This window comes from Alcanivorax nanhaiticus, assembly GCF_000756665.1.
Lineage (GTDB): Bacteria > Pseudomonadota > Gammaproteobacteria > Pseudomonadales > Alcanivoracaceae > Alcanivorax > Alcanivorax nanhaiticus.
On the sequence record NZ_ARXV01000002.1, the window covers coordinates 1 to 22506 of the forward strand.

The following is a 22506-nucleotide window of genomic DNA, read 5'->3' on the forward strand; positions in this document are numbered from 1 at the left end:
ACTCCTCATGCCTAGATTGGCGGTGTTTGGGGCTCAACAGGTGCCATTTTGGTAGTGTGAACAGGTCCGAAGAACAGTCGGCGGCCAGAATGCAATCCAGTCTGACCGCTCCACTGTCAGTCATTAGCGCACAACCACAAAGAACACGCCGCCATTGCGATTCACCCGCAACAACAGGGCAGCCTCCTTGTCCTTGATCGCATCCTGAAGCTCATCCATGTTCACCACATCCTGACGGTTCGCATTGATGATCACATCACCCTGTCTCAACCCGGCGCGCCAGGCAGCAGATCCCTGCTCAACCTTGTCCACCAGGATGCCTTGATCCGCATGCTGCAGTTCACCCTTGCGCAGATCGCGCAGGCTCGCACCCTCCAGGTACTTGGAGACAGCTTCGCCGCCTGAGGTTTCCTGGCTGGTTTCACTGATGACGGCAGTCACCGTCTTTTTCTTGCCGTCTCTGAGGATGCTCAGCTGCACTTTTTCGCCCACCGGAGACATACCCACCTTGTTACGGAGATCCGCCGCCCGGTTGACTTGACGGCCATCCACGGCCACCACCACATCACCACTCTTGAGGCCAGCATTCTCTGCGGCGCTATCCTCTACCACCTGAGTGATCACCACACCGCGCTGACGCTCGACCCCAAAGGCCTCTGCCAATTCAGGCGTCAAATCCTGGATCGTCACACCCAGCATACCGCGGCGCACTTCGCCGTGTTCGATCAGCTGGTGCATTACGTTCTCGGCCATTTCTGTGGGAATGGCAAAACCGATCCCCACATTCCCGCCCGCAGGAGCAATGATCGCCGTATTAATACCGACCAGCTCACCACGCAGGTTCACCAGCGCACCACCGGAATTACCCGGGTTAATAGAGGCATCCGTCTGGATAAAGCTCTCATAGCCTTCGATACCCAGACCACTGCGCCCCAAGGCTGAGACAATGCCGCTGGTGACGGTCTGCCCAAGACCAAAGGGGTTCCCGATGGCGACCACAAAATCACCCACCCTCAGGGTAGTCGAATCAGAGATGGCAATCTGGGTCAGATCACGTGCCTCTTCCAGCTTCAGCACGGCAAGATCCACTTCCTCGTCGGTGCCCACCAATTCGGCGGTCAATTCCCGACCGTCAGTGAGCGTCACCTCAATAGTGTCCGCGTTCTTCACCACATGCGCATTGGTCAGCACATAACCGTTTTTCGCGTCCACGATGACACCGGAGCCAGCGCTGGCGGCACGGCGCTCACGCTGCTGCTCAGGGATGTTGAAAAAGCGCCGAAAGAACGGATCTTCCATCAGCGGGTTACGTGCAGCGCGAATACGGGTTTCAACGGCAATGTTGACGACTGCCGGTGAGGCTTTCTCCAGCATCGGCGCCAGCGAAGGAAGGGCATCGCCATCGCCGGTTACCGACGGCAATGCAGCCTGGGCAGACGAAACAGCCAACATCAAAATCGTCAGCAGCCAGACAGCTGGGTTGATGGATGATTTTACTTGTACCAAGGTGAGTTCCTCCTGTTTCAAAGGAAAAGCATAAGTCGGGATGAATTCCCTGTTACCCCCGTAGCAGAAGTGAAGGCAGCTCAATGCAGATAGCTTCCGCTACAGCCAATTCAGACCGGCTTTCTCGCCAACGGTTCCCAATCAGGGCTGCGCAGCAAACAACCGAACCCCATTGTACTCGCTGGACTCGCCCAGATCCGGCCAGGTGCAGGACTGCCACTCGCCCAGCAACTGGTAACCAGGAGGATTCAAATCCGGCACCCTGGAATCCGCCAGCAACACTCGCTCTGCTTGCTGAAAGCGGGTGAGCAGGGACAGATTCTCCCGGTCATACAGAATATCCGCCGCCGTCACCAGATCCGCTTCCTGCAAGGCCTCATCCAGATTCTGACTGAGGATGATCTCTACCTCATTTTCCAGCGCATTCACTGCGGTTGCCGTCAGCGCATCCTCGTCCAGATCGCAGGCAATCACCTTACGGGCACCCGCTTGCGCAGCAGCAATGGCCACCACTCCAGAACCCGGGCCCACATCGACCACACAGCGATCCTTCACCCACTGGGGATTATTGATCAGAAATTCCGCCAACACCTGCCCGGAGGCCCAGCAAAACGACCAGTAGGGCGGCTCTTCCATGATCGCATTGACGATGCCTGGCTCCAGGGCCTGCTCAGGAAACAGCTCGTCCAGCAGCCATAATTTCAGCGCAGGTGTCTGCGGCAACTGCTGGCAGGTTAGTTGCACATTGGGCAATACGCGGTGGAGCCGTTCATGCAGGGCGTTGAGGCCTACTCTTTTCGTGTCGCTTGTCATACTCTAGGCTCCGTCGCCTATCCAAAATCGTCGCAGAGAATAACAAAATGACCGCCAGACAGGCATGGATTGGACTGATCGCCCTACTGATCAGCCTTGGCAACCCGCTCCAGGCTCGTGAAATCTGGACTGACGGGGTGCCTGACGCCTACTTCCAGCATTTCCTTGAGTTCTATAAAGCCGACCCCAGTGCCATGGGCCGTTGGGCTCCTGGCTTGAGCAACATTTCCACTGCACAGCTGGATGCCACCATCAAGGCGCTGGACACCACCCAGTTCACCTATCTCTATCCAATGGAAATGAAGGGCTTCCAGCTACCCGACCATCTCGGCCTGCCGGTCGAAGAACTGTCGTTGATGGCGGTACGTGCCGGAAAATTTATTCCCATTCCATTCCAGATTGATGAATTCGACAAAACCGGACTGATCTGGATCGAAGGTGAGAATGACCATCCGCCGGAGGGAGAACCCGGCATCTTTGACGACTTTGACGAACTCGTCTTCATGTTCAGGGATGGCGGTAACGATCGTTACTCTGCCGACAAGCATACGTTGGACGCTGGCCAGGTACTGGAAGAAATCCGCCTGGATTCTCCCCGCAATGCTCCCCGCTACATCTATCTGGTGCGCAACAATCCGGAACGCTCCCGTGCGGATTATGTCAGCGCCGACCTGGAGGCCGGGCATGTGCAGAGCACCCTGATGGATCTGGATTACAAACCCAATGACTTCACCCAGATCCACTCCATGGCGCCGCGCCTTGGCCCCCATCAGGACACCAGCGTATTCGATAATATTTATGTGAATATCAGCACCGGCATCCTCAACCAGAAATTGCGCGTGGACCTGGACACCCGCAAGAACATCAAGGCTACCCCGATCGCAGTGAAAGACGGGCCGGTAAGGGTTTCCATGCTGGTGAAAGCCCGCATCTGGTATGCGTTCATGCCCACCTTCTTCAGCCAGAAATTCCAGGTGGATTTCTACGAGCAATCCGTCACTATTCCGTCACGCTTTGCCATCGGCAGCGTCAAGGTGCTCAAGTTCTTCCTGATGTTCCTGCGCGACCCGCGCATTCACTTTGCCATCGATTTCCATAACCTGGAGGGTGCTCGTGTCACCTTCCAGTCGGTCTACGATCAGCAGCAGTATGGTGTAGTTGATGGGAAGATGACCCCTTTCGAAACCACCATGAACGCCACCCGCCTGCCCGGCGACTGGCTGCATATGGATTCCAACCAGGGTTGGGAAATGTTCTTCAGCAACCACATGCCAGTGGTGCCCAACGGCTTGTTCGACGCCTTTCTCGACGGCGTCAGCATGAACATGTTTTACGAAGACGACGCCAGCAGCCTGACAGACTACGAACGTTTTCCCGGTGCGACCCCGCGCCTGGGCTTCCAGAGCAGCGGCTTGCCCCGCACCGTGATTGATCTGATGGGTTCCATTCCGAAACTGGATTACGCCAACATGAACAGCTTGGGCGAAGCGATTGTTGCGCTTGCCGAGGCCCAGGATAATGGCGCCTTCGACAAGTATGACGAGGTGGTACACAAGCGGCTGGTGGCATTGAATGAAGAAGGGCGCTTCACCACCGTGGCATCATTGGCAGATGCCTTTATCGCGGATCTGGACCGAATGAATTTCTCCGGCATTCCCCGTGACACCTTTAACAAACTGGTGCATCAGGCCATTCTCGACACCACCGACAGCCCCGACCGCATCCATCACGGCAAGGTATTGCAACGCATGGTGGAGTTGGCCAAAGCACAGGACATCGATATCACCCGGCTACGCTACGCCACCATGGACAACACCCTGTGGTTCCCGGCATGGGTGGGAGAAGGAGGGGCCACCGATTTCCATTGGCAGGTCAGCCACGCTCCCAGTTCCACATTGATGGGCCCGGTCAGTCAGCCTTCTGCAGCAGCGCCGTAAGCGCGGCGCTGTCTTTCACCTGCCCTTCCTCATCAAGCTCAGGATAGGGAACCCCGTGGGCATCGCATAGCCGTGCAATCTTCTCGTGGCCCCAACGGAACAACAGCTCATGATAGCGCTGCGGGTCAATCCGGGGCTGATCGTAGAAACCTTTGGCGCGGCGTTGTTCGCAGGCCTCAGCCAGAATGATGGCCGCCGCCACACTCACGTTGAATGACTCCACCATGCCCATCATCGGGATAATCACATGCTGGTCTACCGCCGCCGCCGCTTCATCACTGACACCAAACTTTTCGGTCCCCAGCAATAACGCTGTCGGCTTGGTGTAATCCACTTCGCGGTAGGGAATCGCCGTATCCGACAGGTGCGCCGCCAGTACCTGCACGCCCTGCCCCTGCAATTCACGGATCACCGGGGTGCTGTCCTCATGCTTGTGGACTTTCACCCAGCGCTGGGACCCCATGGCGGTACCGGCAGCCACCCGCGCACGGTTTTTGGGAAGAATGGCATGCACGTCCAGGATGCCCACCGCATCGCAGGTACGAACGATGGCAGCGATATTATGGGGCTTGTGCACCCCATCCATGATCACGGTCATATCAGGCTGACGGCGATCCAGGGTTTCACAGATACGGCGATAACGTTCCGGGGTCATGGTTTTTCCTCATTGCTGGCCGCGGATTGTATAGGCCCGGACACGGATGACAAAATTCGCCACGATTTTCGAAGCGAATCGTCACTGCCACAGCGGGGACGAATCCGCTAGGCTCTTCACACCACAGATCGACCTGGAGTCAGCATGAGCACCACCCCCACCCGTCGTTTACCCCTGGAAGGCGTTCGCGTCGTCGAACTCGGCCAACTGCTGGCCGGTCCTTTCACCGGCACCCTGCTCGCCTACTTCGGGGCCGATGTGGTGAAAGTAGAGCCGCCCGGTGGCGATCCGATTCGGGGATGGCGCAAACTGGACGAAGACGGCACCTCGTTCTGGTGGCGTAGCCTGGGGCGTAACAAGAAATCGGTAACCCTCGATCTGAAGACCAACGAAGGCAAAGCGCTGGTGCGCAAGCTGATGGGCAAGGCGGATGTGGTGATCGAGAACTTTCGCCCTGGCACCATGGAAAACTGGGGGCTCGGCCCGGACAGCTTCGCTGACGACAACCCCGGCCTGATCTACACGCGCATTTCCGGCTACGGACAGACCGGCCCCTACGCCAGCAAACCTGGCTATGCGTCCGTGTGTGAGGGCATTGGCGGCCTGCGTTATGTGAATGGCTTTCCCGGCGAGCGCCCGGTGCGACCCAACCTGTCCCTGGGCGACACCATTGCTGGCCTGCATGCGGCACTGGGCATCCTGCTTGCCCTGTTTGAGCGCCAGTCCAGCGAGAAGGGCCAGGTGGTGGATGTGTCCCTGTTCGAGTCGGTCTTCAACTTGCTGGAAGGGGTAATCCCGGAATTCGACGGTGCCGGTGTGGTTCGTGAGCCTTCCGGCTCCACCGTCACCGGTATTGTTCCTACCAACACCTATCGCTGTGCGGATCGCAAATTCGTCGTCATCGGCGGCAATGGCGACTCCATTTTCAAACGCCTGATGACCGCCGCCGGTCGCCCAGACATGGCGGATGACCCGGCCATGGCCAGCAATGCCGGTCGGGTGGACAACGAAGCCGCCATTGATGAAGCGCTGGACAGCTGGTGCCGCAGCCTGCCTAGTGAGCAGGTACTCGCTATTCTGGAAGATGCACGGGTACCGTCCGGCCCGATCTACTCCGTCGCGGACATGATGCAGGACCCCCACTTTCAGGCCCGTGGGCTGTTCCAGCAGGTCGAGATCAATGGCAAACCCCTGAAGATCCCGGCGATTACACCACGCCTGGCGGATACCCCTGGAGAAACCCGCTGGCCGGGTGGCGAGATCGGCAGCCACAATCAAAGCGTTCTACGCGATGAACTGGGACTCAGTGACGAGGAATTCGAACAGCTCAGGCAGGACGGTATTATTGGTTGAGGTCAGGACTGGTGGCCGTCTGTCAGCCACCCGGCCAGATCATTGACCACGCCATCAGAGGGCGTTAAAACTGGAAGCAATGAAGTGACCGAGACGCCAAAAGGACAACAAGATGCAGCTCTTCATGTGGTTTACCGTCATCGCCGTGGCCGCCGCCTTGCTGGGCGCCGGCCTCTATTACCAGCTACGCCGCCAGGCGCTGCAGTCTGATCCGGTATTGATTCGCAGCTGTTATCTTGGCGGCGGTGCCCTGCTGCTGGGCAACTGGCTGGTGCCGATGCTGTAAATCCCGTCGTGCGGTTCAGGCTTTCTCCTGCAGAAACCCTCGCACGGCCTCTACGACCAACGAGCCATTTTCACGGTGCGGGAAATGCCCTCCGCCTGGCAAAACCCTCAGCTCCCCCTTAACCGCCGCCTGATCATTCAACCGCAGGGGGTGCGCCACCGATCCATATTCATCGGCATCGCCATGAAGACACAGCCAGGGTCGTCGCATGGAGGACAATAGCTGATCCAGATTCCAGTCACTGAACGACTCACCCAGCCAGGTATCAATCCAGGCAGCCAATACCCAGTCCGTTTTGTCACCATGATACCGTGATAACTTCTCCCTCTGCGCTGGATCAGAAAAAGCGACCTTCGCCGCCTCGATGCCGCACCGGGTCCGCTCTTCCACAAAGGCCTGGGCTGCCAGGGTAATCACGGCAACACAACGCTCCCCGAGAGCCACGGCACTCGCCAGCGCCATTCCGCCCCCCACACTGTGCCCCAGTAAAGCGACCCGATTCAGATCAAGCGCATCACACAGCGCCGCAACTTCAGTGGCTTCGTCTTCCACGAACGACACCGGGAGTGGGTCCGCCCGGTTGGGAGAGCGGCCAAAACCCGGGCGATCATAGGCAATGACCGTGCGCCCGGTGGCGACATTGAGCTGCTCGGGGAAATCCCGCCACAACGCCACACACCCCAGCGAATCATGCAGCAACAGCAACGGAGCCTTGCGCGGGTCACCAGGCCAGATTTTGGTATAGACCACCCCCAGCCCGGGCAACGGCAATAGCCTCTCGCCCCCTTTCTGCAAAAACCCTGTTGGCTCTGTCATGTCTGTCCCCGGCTTCGCCATTACTGTGACCCCTGTATTGTCCCCAGCCCCCTCTTCCTGTTCCATTCCCGCACAGGCAAACTGATAGTCCATTCAGGCCATCATGCGTTCCCCTGTCTATGAAAAACATCGGTATTGTCGTCACCCCTGGCTGCTGGGCCATGAGCCTGTTCGCGGTGACCGACTTCTTCCGTATTGTCTCTTTGCTGGAAAAGCAGACAGGGCTGGCAGCGGGTTACCGGGTTCACCTGCTGGCGAACGCAGCGGACACCCGGCTCGATGCAGCTGGAGGGATTGCCATTGAGACAGACTCCCCTCTGGAAGAGGCGCGCCCGGTAGACTGGCTGATTTTCCCGGCCATTGAAGGTCCGGTACTGGAACATACCCCCAGCCCGCCGCGGCGCGCGTTGGCATATCTTGCCCGGCACTGTGAAGCAAACCGCGTTGTACTTACCCTGTCCACCGGCATTGTCCCACTGGCAGCCACGGGACTCGTCAACGGCTTGCGTATCAACACCCACTGGGCGTTTCTCCCCACGCTTCAGCAGCGCTACACAGAATGCCACTTTCGGGCCAGAGAGAGCTATCTTCAGGATCGCTGGTTATACAGCACCGGTTCGTTACATGGCAGTTTCGATGCCCTGTTGGCTCTGCTGGCCAATGACCGTGGAGACCACTTTGCCCAGCTCTGCGCCGCGCACCTGCTGGTCTCAAGCCCAATCCAGATGCGCCCGGTTCTGCCCGGCACCCGACGCCACGATGATGCGGCCATCCTTGCCGTGCAGGAGTGGCTTGAAAGCAACCCGCAGCTGTCATTGTCTCTGGAGCAGCTCGCCTCCCGGTTCGGGTTCAGCGAGCGGAACCTGAAGCGACGCTTTACCCTTGCGACCGGACTTGCGCCTCACCTGTACCTTCAGAAAGTCAGAATAGATCGTGCCAAGAAGCTGTTGATCAGTGGGGCACTGTCTGTGCAGCAGATTGCCCACCAGGTGGGATATGAGAATGTCAGCTATTTTATTCGGTTGTTTCAGCGCGAAGCGGGCGACACTCCTGCCCAGTGGCGCAAGACTAACGGCGCATACTGAGCTGACGGTAAAGATTATCTATTACCCGGGCCGCAAGGCGTTTGGCCCTGTCGGTGTTGGGCCCGGCAAAACGTCCGTCAAGATTGGCCATAAAATGGCCGAGCCAGCGCTCATGATGCACACCGGTGAGCGGGATCTTGTCATCCAGCGCCCGATGCTTTTCCATCATGTGCCGCTGGTAGGTTCTGTCCCCCAGCAGCATCTTGTGCCAGTACTGGCAGATCAGCGGCAAATGCGCGTTGAGATCGATCCCGGCTACGTCAAAAAATACCGCTGCCATTTCCGGGTCTTCCAGCATGCGCTGATAGAAGCCATAGACCATGGCATCGATATTGTCTTTGCAATCCAGATCCGGCAACGAGGCATTATCTGGCTGCGCCTGCCCCGGCACAAAGATCTCCACCGCCGTCATCACCTTTCCTCTTACCAGCTAATCCGGCCAACAAGAATGTCTTTGAACATGACAAAATCACCGGCAAGACTGTACCAGGGATGCTTGAAAGTGGCCGGGCGATTTTTTTCAAAGAAGAAATGGCCGACCCAGGCAAAACCATAGCCCACGATCGGTAGCAGAATCAGCCCCGCCAGATTGCCCGTGAATATCACCCCGACCAGAATGGCCAGCACGCCCAGGGTGCCGAAGAAATGCAGGCGACGACAGGTAGGGTTGCCGTGTTCCTGCAAGTAATACGGATAGAACTCGGCAAAACTCTGAAAATCGGACTGCTTGATGGTGTTCATGATGCGCTCCTGAATGCCGCTTCTGGTTGTTATGCCCTCAATCTTCCAAGGATGCTGCCAGAAAAAATTGTAAGCTTGGGCTAGGGCCTGTTAACACTACCAAAATGGCCCCTGCTGAATGCATTTTTTCGTCCAGTAGTGTCAGCCGATGTGCCGTGTAGTCATTCTACATCAACAGCGGCTGGCGCTACTGGGCGGGAAAAGGGATCAGCCCTCCGGGTTGCGCCCCCAAAGCCGCCACTCGTCGTTATTCGTCATTCATTTGGAGAAACCAAACATCACTCCTCATGCCTAGATTGGCGGCTTTGGGGGCTCAACAGGGGCCATTTTGGGAGTGTTAACAGGCCCTGATTATACCGCCTATGACGTCGTCATTTCAGGACAGGATGACGGTGAAGTTGTGTCATCCTGCAGGGGCCCTGCTGCCAATGCAGGCCACTGAAATTACGGGAAAATACCCCCTATACATTGTGTTAACGTCCGCACTCAAATCAGCGGGCTCCGACAGGTTCAAAATCTTATGGCTTTAAGTCCCCGCGTTCGTCGCCTGATCAGCAAACAAGGCAACCCCATTCCACGCAGCCTGGATTCCCTCACTCGGCAGGGAGACGAAGCGCCGCTGGACAAAACTGGCATGGCCTCCGAGCAGGTAGAAGCCATCTGGCGCGCCACCCGCAAACTGTATCGTGGTGGCATGAGTCCCGCTGTGAGCCTTTGCCTGCGCCGCCATGGCGAGATCATGCTCAATCGCAGTATCGGCTTTGCCGACCCGGACAGCCAGCGCATCATGACACCGGATACCCCCGTGTGCCTGTTCTCCGCCTCCAAGGTGGTCGCCGCCATGATGATCCATCACCTGGCAGAAACCGGCCAGCTGGACCTGGATGACCCGGTCACCCGCTATCTGCCCAAGTATGGCCAGAACGGCAAGGGTCGCACCACCATTCGCCATCTGCTGACCCATCAGGCAGGCATCCCGCGCCCGCAGGAAGAAGTGACTCCAGAGATTCTTTACCGCCCCCAGGAAATCACCGATATTCTCTGTGCCGCAAAGCCCGCAGGGCTGAATAGCCAGGCGTATCATGCGGTGACCGCAGGTTTCATTCTTGGCAACATCGCTGAGGCCATTACGGGTGAAGATCTCAACGCCACTCTGGACCGGGTGATCCGCAAGCCAATGGGGATGAAATATTTCACCTTTGGCAAGACCGGGCCCGAAAGAGCAATGGACGTTTCCACCGGCCTACCGATGAAACTGGTGGATATTTTTCTCAGCTACGCCGTTGGCGGCACTATTGATGAGGTAGTGGAAGTGACCAACGATGATCGTTTTCAGGACATCATCGTCCCGGCGGGCAATCTCTACGCCACTGCGGAAGAGGCCAGCCGCTTCTTTCAGATGCTGCTGGACCAGGGCCAGTACAACGGTCAGCAGATTTTCAAACCCGAAACCGTGGCCAGAGCACTGGAACCCGCCTGGCACCGCCCGCGCTTCGACCGCACCCTGATGCTGCCACTGAATTTCTCCAGTGGGTTCATGCTGGGCAATCGCGGGATGGGGATGTTCGGCCCAGGTGCACCCAAGGCCTTTGGCCATCTCGGTTTCATCAGTATCTACTGCTGGGCAGATCCGCAGCGTGCACTCAGTGGTGCACTGCTGACCACCGGTAAAGGCGTCGTCGGCCCCCACTTGCCCTCTCTTTTCAGCCTGCAGCACACCATTAACAAGCATACGCGGTTGAAGAACGCCTGAGACCGAATGCCTGACGCCTGACGAAAAAAGGCCTGCCCGATGCCCGGGCGGGCCTTTTTTCATCATCACAACACTCGCTATACCCCGCTGTAGGAACGTAGCACAGCGGAGTAACGCACGCAGTGCAGCCCCGAAGGGGTGAGCGGAGCGAATGACCTGCCCGCAAGCGATCCGAGCCTGGGCGAGGTAATTAGTTTCGAGTTACGAGAAGCGAGTTTCGAAAGGCAAAACCCTCAAATCTCGTGCCTGGTTGTTGTCTTTTGATTTTCGAAACTCGGTACTCGTAACTCGCCTCTGGAATCCTTACCTCGCTTAGGCTCGGATCGCTTGCAGGCAAGCTCCTACAGGGTGCGCCCTTGAAGCGGCGACGGATTTTGGGTTTGGGGGTTTTGCGTGAAGCGTAGTGCGTGCAGCTGCTCATTCCGGCAACGGCATCCCCCGCTGGCACTGGGTACAGGTGACCACCATGTCCAGATGCTGGAGTCGTCCTTCATCCGTGGTGACCCAGGGGCGATTGATAAAGGGGGGCTGGTGGCGCACGTGCTGACGATGGCCGCAGGACAGCTCCATTACCCAATCGCCCGCCTCATCCTGACGGAAGCCGTTGACGGTTACCTGGTTGGTCATGGCACCTTCTCCCTGAATATCCTGCCTTGGTTCATGATGATCCAGGCAAGCACGGGAGGGAAGTAATGAGTTACGAGTTGCGAAAGTCAAAACCCAAAACCCGAATCACCCTGCCGGTTTTGCTTTTCGAAAATCGTAACTCGCAACTCGCTTCTTCGAGAGGGAATTTCCGGTCAACCCTGACCGGAAATCCCGTGGGCAGAATCAGTAAGCGCCGCGGATCTTGTCGATGCTGGGCTGCAACACGGTGCGCCAATGGCGACCGAGATCATCGCTGTGCTGGTTGTCATGCTTGGCCACGGTTTCCAGTAGTGCATCAAGCCAGTAGTCGTACAGATAGGGCTGGATGTTGTAGCCCTCGCGATTGTGGGTCTTGCCCAGGTGGGCCAGCTTGTTGTCCGAGGCGCCGCGGGCCACCATGATCAGCCACATGATGCCGGCCCGCAGCAGACGACGCTGCTCAGGCATATCGGTACTGGTAAACACCGAGCGGACCTCATCACTCTTACCCATAAAAATACGATAGAAATCTTCAAAGAAATGCTCAGACGCGCAGCATCTCCCATAGCTCTGAAAAACTGCGTCAGAGGGTTGTAGTTCCACTTGTGTAGTCTCCTGAAAAAAGAAAACGGGCCGGTTTTCACCGGCCCGTTCCCTGGGCTTGACGCTTATCCTGCGGGATTGCGTCTTTTATTCCATATTGGACAGGATAGCGCCTTTCACCGCCTCCAGTTCCGCATCGATGGTCACCATGCGGCTGTCCTGGCACTGAGCGATGGCAGTATCAGGGTCCTTCAGACCATTACCGGTCAGGGTACAAACGATGGTGGAGCCTTCCGGGATCTTGCCGCTCTGGATATCGCGCATGGCGCCACCCAGGGAGGCAGCAGACGCCGGCTCACAGAACACACCTTCCTTCTCTGCCAACAGTTTCTGGGCCGCCAGAATTTCCTTGTCGGTCAGTTCGTCGAACCAGCCGCCGGATTCTTTCTGCAGGGCCCAGGCCTTGTCCCAGGACTGTGGGTTACCGATACGGATGGCGGTCGCCACGGTCTCGGGATCTGCCACCGGACCACCACGCAGGAAGGGTGCAGCACCTTCGGCCTGGTAACCGACCATCTTCGGCGCGGAGTTCACCACACCGGCTTTCTTGTATTCGCTGTAGCCCATCCAGTGGGCGGTGATGTTGCCTGCGTTACCCACCGGCAGACAGTGGAAATCCGGGGCACGGCCCAGCTCTTCCACGATCTCGAAGGCAGCAGACTTCTGGCCCTGCAGACGGTAGGGGTTCACCGAGTTCACGATGGTTACCGGCGCCTTCTCCGCGACCTGCTTCACCAGCTCCATGCCCTGGTCGAAGTTGCCACGGATCTGCATGATCACGGCACCGTACATCATCGCCTGGGCCAGCTTGCCCATGGCAATCTTGCCTTCCGGGATCAGTACGAAAGCGGTGATGCCGGCACGGGCTGCATAGGCTGCAGCCGCAGCGGAGGTGTTACCGGTGGAGGCACAGATGATGGCATTGCTGCCCTCTTCCACGGCCTTGGTCACGGCCATGGTCATGCCACGATCCTTGAAGGAACCGGTGGGGTTCAGGCCTTCGTATTTGACGTAGATATCCACGTCCTTGCCCAGCATCTTGGGGATGTTCTTCAGGCGGATCAGCGGGGTATTACCTTCACCCAGGCTGATGATCGGCGTGTCATCATTCACCGGCAGGTGGTCACGATAGCGGTTGATCAGGCCAGTGTAACGGTCACGAAAAGGCATAGTCTTAATCTCTTTTAAAGCGTCAGACGTCTGACGTCGAACGTCAGACGACAAAAATCAGGCGTCCAGCGTTTCTACACGGATACGCATTATATCGCTATCTACGGTGTCCAGGGCAGCGATCTTGTCCAGAGCGGCGTTCATATCACCCTCACGCACCTGATGAGTCATCATCACGATAGGTACAAGGCCCTGATCCACTTCCCGCTGCACCAGCGCATCAATGCTCACATTATTGTCGCTGAGGATGCGGGTGATGTCCGCCAGCACCCCGGCCTTGTCCTGGACATGCAGGCGCAGATAGAAGCTGCAGGCCACATCATCGATAGTCAGGATCGGATCATCGGACATGTGATCCGTATGGAAGCCCAGGTAGGGAACACGCTCTTCGTGGTCCACGGTCAGGGCACGGCCCAGCTCGATGATATCCGCCACCACCGCAGAGGCAGTGGGCTCGGCACCGGCACCAGCACCGTAGAACATGGTCGGCCCTACAGCATCACCGTGAATCATCACCGCGTTCATCACGCCATTCACGGCGGACAGCATGGTTTCCTTGGGAATCAGGGTCGGGTGAACACGCAGTTCGATACCATTGCCGGTGTCCTTGGCAATGCCCAGGTGTTTGATGCGGTAACCAAAGTGCGCAGCACTGGCCACATCTTCGATGGTGATGCGACTGATCCCCTCGGTGTAGACCTTGGAGAACTGCAGCGGAATACCAAAGGCGATCGATGCCAGAATAGTCAGCTTGTGGGCTGCATCGATCCCTTCCACATCAAAAGTGGGATCGGCTTCCGCATAACCCAGCTGCTGCGCTTCAGCCAGCACATCATCAAAGGCACGACCGCCCTCTTCCATCTCGGTAAGAATGAAGTTCCCGGTACCGTTGATGATGCCAGCCAGCCAGTTCACATGGTTAGCGGCCAGGCCTTCGCCCAGGGACTTGAGAATCGGGATACCGCCCGCCACGGAGGCTTCAAAGGCTACATCCACGCCATTGGCTTCTGCCGCCTGGAAAATTTCATTGCCGTGTTCGGCAATCAAGGCCTTGTTGGCTGTCACGATGTGCTTGCCATTCTTGATCGCGGTCAGCACCAGCTCACGGGCGGTTTCGATGCCGCCAATCAGCTCGACGAGGATGTCGATATCCGGATCGGAAGCCACAGCAAAGATGTCACGGGAGACACGAATACCGCTGAGATCACAGTCAGGATGGTCACGACGGGCGCCAATATGGGTAATTTCGATCGGGCGACCGACACGGCGGGCGATATCCCGCGCGTTGCGCTTCAGCACATTGACGGTGCCCGAGCCCACAGTGCCCAGACCTGCAATACCCACCTTCACTGGATTCACAGCGTTTCCTCGTTTCATTTCATTAAATCAGTCTGGCTACCGACTCTGCCGGCAACCGCGTCAATCCAACAGCCCGTCTTCGCGGAACATCTTCTTGATGCCACGAATCGCCTGCCGGGTACGTTGTTCATTTTCGATCAGGCCGAAACGCACATGGTCGTCGCCATACTCACCAAAGCCCACTCCCGGAGAAACGGCCACACCGGCATCTGTGAGCAATTTTTTGGAAAACTCCAGAGAGCCCATGGCCTTGTAGGGTTCGGGTATTTCGGCCCAAACGAACATGGTGGCACGGGGGCGCTCCACCTGCCAGCCGATCTCTGACAGGCCATCGACCAGCACATCGCGACGCTTGCGATACATCTCGCAGATCTCACTGACACAGCTCTGATCGCCTTCCAGTGCAGCAATGGCCGCCACCTGGATCGGGGTAAAGGTGCCGTAATCCAGATAAGACTTGATCCGCGCCAGGGCATTGATCAGATCCGGGTTGCCGCAGCAGAACCCTACCCGCCAGCCAGGCATATTGTAGCTCTTGGACAGTGAGAAGAATTCCACTGCCACGTCCTTGGCCCCTTCCACCTCGAGAATAGACGGTGCCTTGTAGCCATCAAATACGATGTCGGCATAGGCAATATCGTGTATCACCCAGATCTGGTGCTCGCGGGCAATAGCGACCACCTTCTCGAAGAATTCCAGCTCTACACACTGGCCGGTGGGATTACCGGGGAAGTTCAAGACCAGCATCTTGGGCTTGGGCCAGGATTCCTTGATAGCCCGCTCCAGCTCCACAAAAAAGTCCACCCCCTTCACCATCGGCACATGGCGGATATCCGCATTGGAAATCACGAAGCCATAGGGGTGGATGGGATAGCTGGGGTTCGGCACCAGTACGGTATCACCAGGCCCCATGGTAGCCAGCGCCAGATGCGCCAGACCTTCCTTGGAACCAATAGTGACAATCGCCTCGGATTCAGGATCCAGACTCACGTCATAACGCCGCTGATACCAGTCGGTGATGGCCTTGCGCAGCCGGGGGATGCCGCGGGACTGGGAATAGCGGTGGGTATCGCCACGCTGAACCGTCTCGGTCAGCTTGTCGACGATGTGTTTCGGGGTAGGCTGATCCGGGTTGCCCATGCCGAAATCGATGATGTCTTCCCCCCGTGCTCGCGCAGCCTTCTTCAGTTCTCCAACAATATTGAAGACATACGGAGGCAAACGACGAATTCGCTGGAAATCGGTTTCCACAACAGCACCTTGGGTGGGAGTAAAAATAAGGCGGACACATTAACGGTGCAGCCGGTCACAGTCAATGTATACACCCCGCCAGCCGGGCTCGAAAGCGCCAGCTGGCGGGGGCTGGAGACAGCGTCAGGACAATTTAGTTGAGTCGCTTCAGAAGGTCGTCAGGGGCCACATAGCCACCCAGCTGCTTGCCTTCAGTGGTGTAGATGGCCGGGGTGCCACGAACACCGAATTTCACTCCCAGCTGATATTGCTCATCAACCGGCTTGGCGCAAACACCCAACTCCGCCTTGCTGATGTCATCATTGAGCTTCGCCTTCGTCAGGGCAGCCTGCCGATCCTCCGCACACCAAATGTGGCGCATGGCTTCCGCCGCTTTGGCCATCGAGCCTCCACGCGGGAACGCCAGGTAATGCACTGTCACGCCCTCATCATTGTATTCCTCGATATGGCGGTGCAGCTTGCGGCAGTAGCCGCAGGTGATATCGGTAAAAACATAGATCTCATATTTCTCGTTTTCCGCCGGATAGGTGATCATCTGCGCTTCATCCAGCTTGCTGATGCCTTCCTTACGCACTTTCTCAAGCCGCTCCTCCGCCGGATTGACCACATCGCCGTCCTTGATCTGCAACAGCTTGCCGACCAGCAGATAGCTGCCGTCTTCCGTAATGAACACCGTCTCGCTGCCGTCCACTTCCAGCTCAAGCATGCCGTCAATTGGGGAATTACGTACATCCGATACCGTCACACCGTCAAACGCCTTCTCGAAGACCGCACGAGCCTTGTCCCCGTTCACAGCTTCACCGCGAGCAGAGGAAGCCTCCGCTGCCTTCCCACCCGACTCTGCCCCGCAGGCAGCCACCAGCCCCAGCAGGGCAAATACAAACCACTTCTTCATTCTGTCGTTACTCCTTCAGTTCCCTGATTAGAACCTTGCCGGAAGGTCAGGTTCCCGAACGGGGATGATGTTTCTGGTATAGATCCTGTAATCGCTGCTGAGCCACATGGGTATAGATCTGGGTGGTAGAAAGATCACTGTGGCCAAGCAACAACTGCACCACCCTCAAATCGGCACCGTGATTTAGCAGATGAGTGGCAAACGCATGCCGCAGTGTATGGGGCGAGAGGCTCTTTTGCACCCCCGCTACTTTCGCCAATTGCTTGATACGGTGCCAGAAGGTTTGCCGGGTCATGCAGGTTCCTCGCTGGCTGGGAAACAGCAGCTCCTGATCATTTCCCAACAACAGCGGCCGCCCTTCCCGGGTATATCGCATCAACCAGTGCAGCGCCTCTTCACCCAGGGGAACCAGCCGCTCCTTGTCTCCTTTGCCAATAACCCTCACCAACCCCTGTCGAACGTTCACCTGACTCAATGTCAGTGTCACCAGCTCCGTCACCCTTAGGCCTGTCGCATAGAGCACCTCAAGCATTGCTCTGTCCCGCAGCCCCAGCGGTGATCCCAGGTCCGGAGCCTGCAACAGGGCCTCTACATCCGCTTCGGTGAGCGTTTTTGGCAACGGCCGCCCGGTTTTCGGACGCGAGATCAGCAATGCCGGATCTTCTGCAATCCGACCCTCCCGCTTCAGCCAGCGGTAAAAACTCTTGATGGCTGATAACTGCCGGGCAGAAGAACTGGCGGCCAACCCCAACGAGAAACGGTGGGCCAGGTAATCTTGCAAATCCGCCCGCTGACAGGCCAGCAATTCCCTCCCTTGTTCCTGAAACCACAATGCCAGCTGACGCAGATCTCGGCGATAATTGTCCAGGCTGTGCTCACTGAGGCCCTTTTCCAGCCACTGCTGATCCAGCCAGGCATCAATCAGACGAACCTGCTCTTCATTGATTTGATTCATTGCCGCTGCGTGACTCACCCGCCGTTGTTACCCCCTTTTACCAAATATTACGCACAGACTGACACAGCTAAGCGACAACCAGCCCGGTTTCTGGCACAAACAGAGACTCATTTCATTCTCAGGGAGAGGAAGCATGGGAATTCTTTCATGGATTGTATTTGGGCTGATTGCCGGGATCATCGCCAAATGGATTATGCCGGGCAAGGATCCCGGCGGTTTCATCATCACAATTCTGATCGGCATTGCCGGTGCCTTTGTTGGCGGCTGGCTCGGCTCCATCACCGGCATTGGCGGCTCCGTGGGAAGCTTTAGCCTGGGCAGCTTTGTCACCGCCATTGTCGGTGCCCTGGTGCTGCTGTTCCTTTACCGGATGGTGAAGAAGGCATAAAACGCCTGACGCCAATGATACGACCGTAGGGCGGAAATGCCTGCAAGGCATCTCCGCCATTTTTTGGCGGCAATCGATCCGAGCGACAGCGAAGCAAAAAAGGAGCGAGTGACGAGTCACGAGTTTCGAAAGGCAAAAGACATCTCAGCCTGATGTTTCAGGGTTTTGATCTTCGCAACTCGCTTCTCGTGACTCGAAACTTATTCCTCGCCCAGGCACAGATCAATTGCAGGCATACCCTGAAGGGCACAGAGTGCTCCCACAGCAACCCTGCCCTGGGCATTGGCGAGCGGCATAAAGCCTGTTACTCGCAGCGCGACCAACAAAAAAGCCGCTTCCCAAAAGGAAGCGGCTTTTTTGTTGGAGCTGTGGTCTACCCGTCCAGAGGTTGATTCCGCATGCCCTACAGCAAAGGCTGAACCAACATTCGCCCTCGGCAGACCCGATTGCGCAGGTCTTAACGAATCTTTTCTTTGATTCGAGCGGACTTACCAGAGCGGTCACGCAGGTAGTACAGCTTGGCGCGGCTCACGTCACCACGACGAACGACTTCAATGGAGTCGATCAGCGGGCTGTGCAGCTGGAATACACGCTCAACGCCCACACCGTGGGAGATCTTGCGCACGGTGAACGCAGAGTTCAGACCGCGGTTACGACGGGCGATAACAACGCCCTGGAACGCCTGCAGACGCTCACGGGTACCTTCTTTCACCTTTACCTGTACGGTAACGGTATCACCGGCGCCGAATTCCGGCAGATCGGTTTTCAGCTGGGCGTTTTCGATGCCCTGGATGATCAGGTTCTTGCCGCTCATGGCAATGCTCCTATTCGTTCGGTTTTGCTGTATGCGACGACTGCTCGGCGATGTATTCGTCCAGCAGCTGTTGCTCTTCTTTGCTCAAACCCCGCGCCCGGCGGCGTTCCAGCAGGTCAGGACGCTGTTGCCAGGTCCGTCCCAGCGCCTGCTTGAGGCGCCAGCGGCGAATCAGCTCGTGATTGCCACTCAGCAGTACCGGAGGCACTGCCTGTCCGTTGTACACCTCCGGGCGGGTGTAGTGCGGACAATCCAGCAGGTTTTCGAATTCGCCTGAAAACGAGTCCTGCTCAGCGGAATCCTGGTGACCCAAGACTCCGGGAATCAGTCGGCTGACCGCATCGATCAGCACCAGCGCCGGTAATTCACCGCCGCTGAGAACGTAGTCGCCGATGGAGATCTGCTCATCCACCTCGGCGTCGAGCAAGCGCTCATCCACGCCTTCATAGCGCCCAGCCAGTAATACCAGACCGGGCTGCTTCGCCAACGCCTCGGCTTTTGCCTGGGTCAGCGGCTGCCCCTGGGGGGACAGGTAAATCACTGTGGCCGCCGGGTTAGCAGCGCGGGCAGACTGCAAGGCTTTCGCCAGCGGATCTACCTTCATCACCATGCCGGGGCCGCCACCGAAGGGGCGATCGTCCACGGTGCGATGACGATCTTCGGTGAAATCTCGCGGGTTCACGGTTTCCACCTGCAACTGGCCATTATCCACGGCCCGCCGCGTGACGCCGAAATCGGTAATCGCCCTGGCCATCTCCGGGAACAGTGTCACCAGAGTCACGGTGTACGGCGTCGAATCCGTCGTCATTCTAAAATTCCGGGTCCCAGTCTACCGTCATGTGGCCTTCGGCCAGATTCACGTCGGTAATCACGTCGTCCGGGAGCCAGGGGATCAACCGCTCACGGCGATCCAGGCTGCTGCTGTCGCCGCGTACCACGAGCACATCGTTAGCACCGGTCTCCAGCATTTTCGCCACCTTGCCCAGATCTGCGCCTCCACTTTCGAAGACTCGCAATCCGATCAGGTCGCGCCAGTAATATTCGCCACCACCAGACTGTGGCAGCAGGTCACGGGGTATCCCGATCTCCTGCCCCACCAGCGCCGCCGCCATGTTCCGGTCGGTAATGCCTTCCAGTTGTGCGATCAGGCCCTTGCCCTGGGGACGGAAGCCGGTCACTTTCACCGGCTTCCACTGGCCACCTTGTTTAAGATGCCAGGGCTGGTAGTGCTGGATGTTTTCGCGGGGGTCGGTATCGGAGAACACCTTTACCCACCCCTGCACGCCGTGCACCCCAAGGATGCGACCGACAACCTCCAGCTCAGAGGACTGTTGCCCTCCAGTGGTCATCAGGCTTCCTTACGGGCCTGCTTAACCAGAGTCTTGACGCGATCAGACAGCTGAGCACCTTTACCAACCCAGGCGTCCAGGCTTTCCAGGTTCAGCTTCAGAGGAATTTCACCGCCACGGGCGATGGGGTTGTAGAAACCCAGCTGCTCGATAAAACGGCCATCACGGGCGTTACGGCTATCGGCAACAACAATGCTGTAGAACGGGCGCTTCTTGGAACCGCCGCGAGCGAGACGAATAATTACCATGGTTTATCTACCTTTTTATCAATCCGGTTTCCCGGCCGCCTGCCGAGGAGGGCATAGCGAGCCATCGTATCCGCTTGAAAGCCAGCCCCCGAATCCATAGAAAACAGGGAAAGGCCGCGAAGGGCGCGGATTATACAGGCAGATAACCCGCGCAACAAGCATTTAGCCCAGCAAAACGCTTCGGTGGGCTTGTAGGAGCGGCGCTTGAGCCGCGAACCGCATGTAAACGCGGAATCGTCCGCAGGATGATCAAGCATTACCGAATTCGATGGGGTTGCTGCAGATAGCCTGCAGCGCTGTTGCCAATGGCATCTTCCTCACCGCCGCACGATTCGCGGCTCAAGCGCCGCTCCTACAAAACCCCTTACCCCAAACGCAGCGCGGGCAGAGAGGTTTCCACCTGCCCTGCCCGCGTGTTGCATGATGCGTGTCGCTTGAAGCGTCAATCACATCGGCGGCATACCGCCACCCATGCCACCCGGAGGCATACCGCCACCCGGACCACCGGTACCGCCAGGGCCACCGTTTCCACCCATCATGCCTTCCAGGCCGCGCATCATGTTCTTCATGCCGCCCTTGGTGCGCATTTTCTTCATCATCTTGGCCATCATCTTCTGCTGTTTCATCAGGCGGTTCAGATCCTGAATCTCCAGCCCGGCGCCCATGGCAATCCGCTTCTTGCGGGAACCCTTGATGATGTCCGGGTTACGGCGCTCCTTGATGGTCATGGAGTCGATCAACGCTTCCATGTGCTTCATCTGCTTCATGGCCGCCGGATCCTGAGCCGCCTGCATCATGCCGCCCATGCCGGGCAGCTTGTCGAGCAGGCCGGCCATGCCGCCCATGTTGCGCATCTGCTGGAACTGGTCCTTGAGATCCTCGAAGTCCATCGCCTTGCCTTTCTTGAACTTCTTGGCGATCTTCTCGGCTTTCTTCTTGTCCAGCTTGCGCTCGGCTTCTTCCACCAGAGACAGCACGTCGCCCATGCCGAGGATCCGGCTGGCGATACGATCCGGGTGGAAAGGCTCCAGGGCATCGGTCTTCTCGCCCATACCGATGAACTTGATCGGCTTGCCAGTGAGCTGACGGACGGACAGGGCGGCACCACCGCGGGAGTCACCGTCTGCCTTGGTCAGGATCACACCCGTCAGGGGCAACGCCTCGTTAAAGGCCTGAGCAGTGTTGGCCGCATCCTGACCGGTCATGGCATCGACCACGAACAGGGTTTCCACTGGACTGATCGCCCCGTGCAGACGCTTGATCTCGGTCATCATGTCTTCGTCGACATGCAGACGACCCGCGGTATCGACGATCAGCACGTCCATATAACGACGACGAGCTTCATCCAGCGCCGCATTGGCGATATCCACCGGATCCTGGTCACCGGTGGACGGGAAGAAGTTGGTTTCCACTTCCCCGGCCAGGGTTTTCAGCTGCTCGATGGCCGCCGGACGGTAAACGTCCGCGGACACCACCATGACCTTCTTCTTCTCGCGCTCCTGCAGGAAGCGGGCAAGCTTGGCCACGGAGGTGGTTTTACCCGCCCCCTGCAGGCCTGCCATCAGGATGATAGCCGGCGGTTTGGCAGCCAGATCCAGGGCATCATTGGCGTCGCCCATGGTGTGAACCAGCTCGTCGTTGACGATCTTGACGAACGCCTGGCCCGGGTTAAGGCTTTGCAGCACTTCCTGACCCAGCGCCTTTTCCTTGACCTGCTCGACAAACTCTTTCACCACTGGCAAGGCCACATCGGCCTCCAGCAGCGCCTTGCGTACTTCACGCAGGGTGTCGCGAATATTGTCTTCGGTCAGGGAGCCCTGACCTGCCAGGTTTTTAAGCGACGATCCCAACCGGTCGGTGAGATTCTCGAACATGGTGCTACCTCCAAATCCTCATGTCTGC

At 57.8% G+C, this 22506-nt stretch carries 24 protein-coding genes; 6 read left to right on the forward strand and 18 right to left on the reverse strand.

What is annotated here, in order from left to right; genetic code table 11:
• Positions 1 to 123: 123 nt before the first annotated feature.
• Together Y5S_RS02105 and Y5S_RS02110 are read right to left on the reverse strand one after the other, a co-directional pair.
• Positions 124 to 1452, reverse strand: a complete 1329-nt coding sequence (locus tag Y5S_RS02105) for a DegQ family serine endoprotease (protein ID WP_052041383.1) — start codon at positions 1450 to 1452, stop codon at positions 124 to 126.
• 195 nt (positions 1453 to 1647) lie between these two features.
• A complete protein-coding gene (locus Y5S_RS02110; RefSeq protein ID WP_035230060.1) occupies positions 1648 to 2319 on the reverse strand; it encodes a class I SAM-dependent methyltransferase in 672 nt (223 codons plus the stop codon).
• A gap of 47 nt (positions 2320 to 2366) precedes the next feature.
• Between Y5S_RS02110 and Y5S_RS02115 the strand changes: the two genes are divergently transcribed.
• Positions 2367 to 4256: a hypothetical protein gene (locus Y5S_RS02115; RefSeq protein WP_035230062.1), complete on the forward strand. Its 1890-nt coding sequence runs from the start codon at positions 2367 to 2369 to the stop codon at positions 4254 to 4256.
• Here Y5S_RS02115 and trmH read toward each other — a convergent pair.
• The gene (gene trmH, locus Y5S_RS02120) at positions 4228 to 4911 is read right to left on the reverse strand and encodes a tRNA (guanosine(18)-2'-O)-methyltransferase TrmH (RefSeq protein WP_035230064.1); all 684 of its coding nucleotides are present in this window, start codon (positions 4909 to 4911) and stop codon (positions 4228 to 4230) included. The two genes, Y5S_RS02115 and trmH, sit on opposite strands and share 29 nt — an antisense overlap.
• A gap of 144 nt (positions 4912 to 5055) precedes the next feature.
• On the opposite strand from trmH, the gene Y5S_RS02125 reads away from it, so the two are divergent.
• Positions 5056 to 6264 carry a CaiB/BaiF CoA transferase family protein gene (locus tag Y5S_RS02125; protein ID WP_035230066.1) on the forward strand — a complete coding sequence of 403 codons (1209 nt, stop codon included), beginning with the start codon at positions 5056 to 5058 and terminating at the stop codon, positions 6262 to 6264.
• A 112-nt stretch (positions 6265 to 6376) separates the two neighbouring features.
• Positions 6377 to 6550 (forward strand): hypothetical protein, encoded by a 174-nt coding sequence (locus Y5S_RS19615; protein WP_156107543.1) that lies wholly within the window; start codon positions 6377 to 6379, stop codon positions 6548 to 6550.
• Positions 6551 to 6565: 15 nt separating this feature from the next.
• Here Y5S_RS19615 and Y5S_RS02130 read toward each other — a convergent pair whose 3' ends face one another.
• Positions 6566 to 7366: an alpha/beta fold hydrolase gene (locus Y5S_RS02130; RefSeq protein WP_065130256.1), complete on the reverse strand. Its 801-nt coding sequence runs from the start codon at positions 7364 to 7366 to the stop codon at positions 6566 to 6568.
• A 119-nt stretch (positions 7367 to 7485) separates the two neighbouring features.
• Here Y5S_RS02130 and Y5S_RS02135 point away from each other — a divergent pair, with 119 nt between their 5' ends.
• Entirely contained in the window at positions 7486 to 8451 is a 966-nt protein-coding gene (locus tag Y5S_RS02135) for a GlxA family transcriptional regulator (RefSeq protein ID WP_052041342.1), read from the forward strand.
• On the opposite strand, the gene Y5S_RS02140 is transcribed toward Y5S_RS02135, so the two are convergent.
• Positions 8435 to 8863 (reverse strand): group III truncated hemoglobin, encoded by a 429-nt coding sequence (locus Y5S_RS02140; RefSeq protein ID WP_052041343.1) that lies wholly within the window; start codon positions 8861 to 8863, stop codon positions 8435 to 8437. The two genes, Y5S_RS02135 and Y5S_RS02140, sit on opposite strands and share 17 nt — an antisense overlap.
• 11 nt (positions 8864 to 8874) lie before the next feature.
• Complete coding sequence (locus Y5S_RS02145) at positions 8875 to 9192, reverse strand: DUF962 domain-containing protein (protein WP_035230067.1); 318 nt, start codon at positions 9190 to 9192, stop codon at positions 8875 to 8877.
• A 520-nt stretch (positions 9193 to 9712) separates the two neighbouring features.
• Here Y5S_RS02145 and Y5S_RS02150 point away from each other — a divergent pair.
• Positions 9713 to 10945: an EstA family serine hydrolase gene (locus Y5S_RS02150; RefSeq protein WP_035230069.1), complete on the forward strand. Its 1233-nt coding sequence runs from the start codon at positions 9713 to 9715 to the stop codon at positions 10943 to 10945.
• A 417-nt stretch (positions 10946 to 11362) separates the two neighbouring features.
• Here the strand turns inward: Y5S_RS02150 and Y5S_RS02155 are convergent, their stop codons facing one another.
• The 7 genes from Y5S_RS02155 to xerD form a co-directional block, all read right to left on the reverse strand.
• Positions 11363 to 11572: a DUF3565 domain-containing protein gene (locus Y5S_RS02155; RefSeq protein ID WP_035230071.1), complete on the reverse strand. Its 210-nt coding sequence runs from the start codon at positions 11570 to 11572 to the stop codon at positions 11363 to 11365.
• A 204-nt stretch (positions 11573 to 11776) separates the two neighbouring features.
• A complete protein-coding gene (locus Y5S_RS02160; protein WP_035230073.1) occupies positions 11777 to 12175 on the reverse strand; it encodes a globin in 399 nt (132 codons plus the stop codon).
• Positions 12176 to 12262: 87 nt separating this feature from the next.
• Positions 12263 to 13345, reverse strand: a complete 1083-nt coding sequence (thrC, locus tag Y5S_RS02165; protein WP_035230075.1) for a threonine synthase — start codon at positions 13343 to 13345, stop codon at positions 12263 to 12265.
• A 57-nt stretch (positions 13346 to 13402) separates the two neighbouring features.
• On the reverse strand, positions 13403 to 14704 hold the full coding sequence (locus tag Y5S_RS02170; protein ID WP_035230087.1) for a homoserine dehydrogenase: 1302 nt from the start codon (positions 14702 to 14704) through the stop codon (positions 13403 to 13405).
• Positions 14705 to 14764: 60 nt separating this feature from the next.
• Entirely contained in the window at positions 14765 to 15955 is a 1191-nt protein-coding gene (gene alaC / locus Y5S_RS02175) for an alanine transaminase (RefSeq protein WP_035230090.1), read from the reverse strand.
• Between the two features lie 133 nt (positions 15956 to 16088).
• The gene (locus tag Y5S_RS02180) at positions 16089 to 16850 is read right to left on the reverse strand and encodes a DsbC family protein (RefSeq protein WP_035230093.1); all 762 of its coding nucleotides are present in this window, start codon (positions 16848 to 16850) and stop codon (positions 16089 to 16091) included.
• Positions 16851 to 16896: 46 nt separating this feature from the next.
• Positions 16897 to 17805, reverse strand: coding sequence for a site-specific tyrosine recombinase XerD (gene xerD / locus Y5S_RS02185; RefSeq protein ID WP_035230097.1), 909 nt, complete (start codon positions 17803 to 17805; stop codon positions 16897 to 16899).
• Between the two features lie 133 nt (positions 17806 to 17938).
• Between xerD and Y5S_RS02190 the strand changes: the two genes are divergently transcribed.
• The gene (locus tag Y5S_RS02190; RefSeq protein ID WP_035230098.1) at positions 17939 to 18193 is read left to right on the forward strand and encodes a GlsB/YeaQ/YmgE family stress response membrane protein; all 255 of its coding nucleotides are present in this window, start codon (positions 17939 to 17941) and stop codon (positions 18191 to 18193) included.
• Positions 18194 to 18650: 457 nt separating this feature from the next.
• On the opposite strand, the gene rplS is transcribed toward Y5S_RS02190, so the two are convergent.
• The 5 genes from rplS to ffh all read right to left on the reverse strand — a co-directional run bounded on the left by rplS (position 18651) and on the right by ffh (position 22478).
• Entirely contained in the window at positions 18651 to 19007 is a 357-nt protein-coding gene (rplS, locus tag Y5S_RS02195; RefSeq protein WP_035230100.1) for a 50S ribosomal protein L19, read from the reverse strand.
• Between the two features lie 10 nt (positions 19008 to 19017).
• Positions 19018 to 19815 carry a tRNA (guanosine(37)-N1)-methyltransferase TrmD gene (gene trmD / locus Y5S_RS02200; protein WP_035230101.1) on the reverse strand — a complete coding sequence of 266 codons (798 nt, stop codon included), beginning with the start codon at positions 19813 to 19815 and terminating at the stop codon, positions 19018 to 19020.
• A gap of 1 nt (position 19816) precedes the next feature.
• Entirely contained in the window at positions 19817 to 20356 is a 540-nt protein-coding gene (gene rimM, locus Y5S_RS02205) for a ribosome maturation factor RimM (protein WP_035230103.1), read from the reverse strand.
• Positions 20356 to 20604, reverse strand: a complete 249-nt coding sequence (gene rpsP, locus Y5S_RS02210; RefSeq protein ID WP_035230104.1) for a 30S ribosomal protein S16 — start codon at positions 20602 to 20604, stop codon at positions 20356 to 20358. The genes rimM and rpsP overlap by 1 nt, the downstream gene beginning before the upstream one ends.
• 446 nt (positions 20605 to 21050) lie before the next feature.
• Entirely contained in the window at positions 21051 to 22478 is a 1428-nt protein-coding gene (gene ffh, locus Y5S_RS02215) for a signal recognition particle protein (RefSeq protein WP_035230105.1), read from the reverse strand.
• Positions 22479 to 22506: the final 28 nt, after the last annotated feature.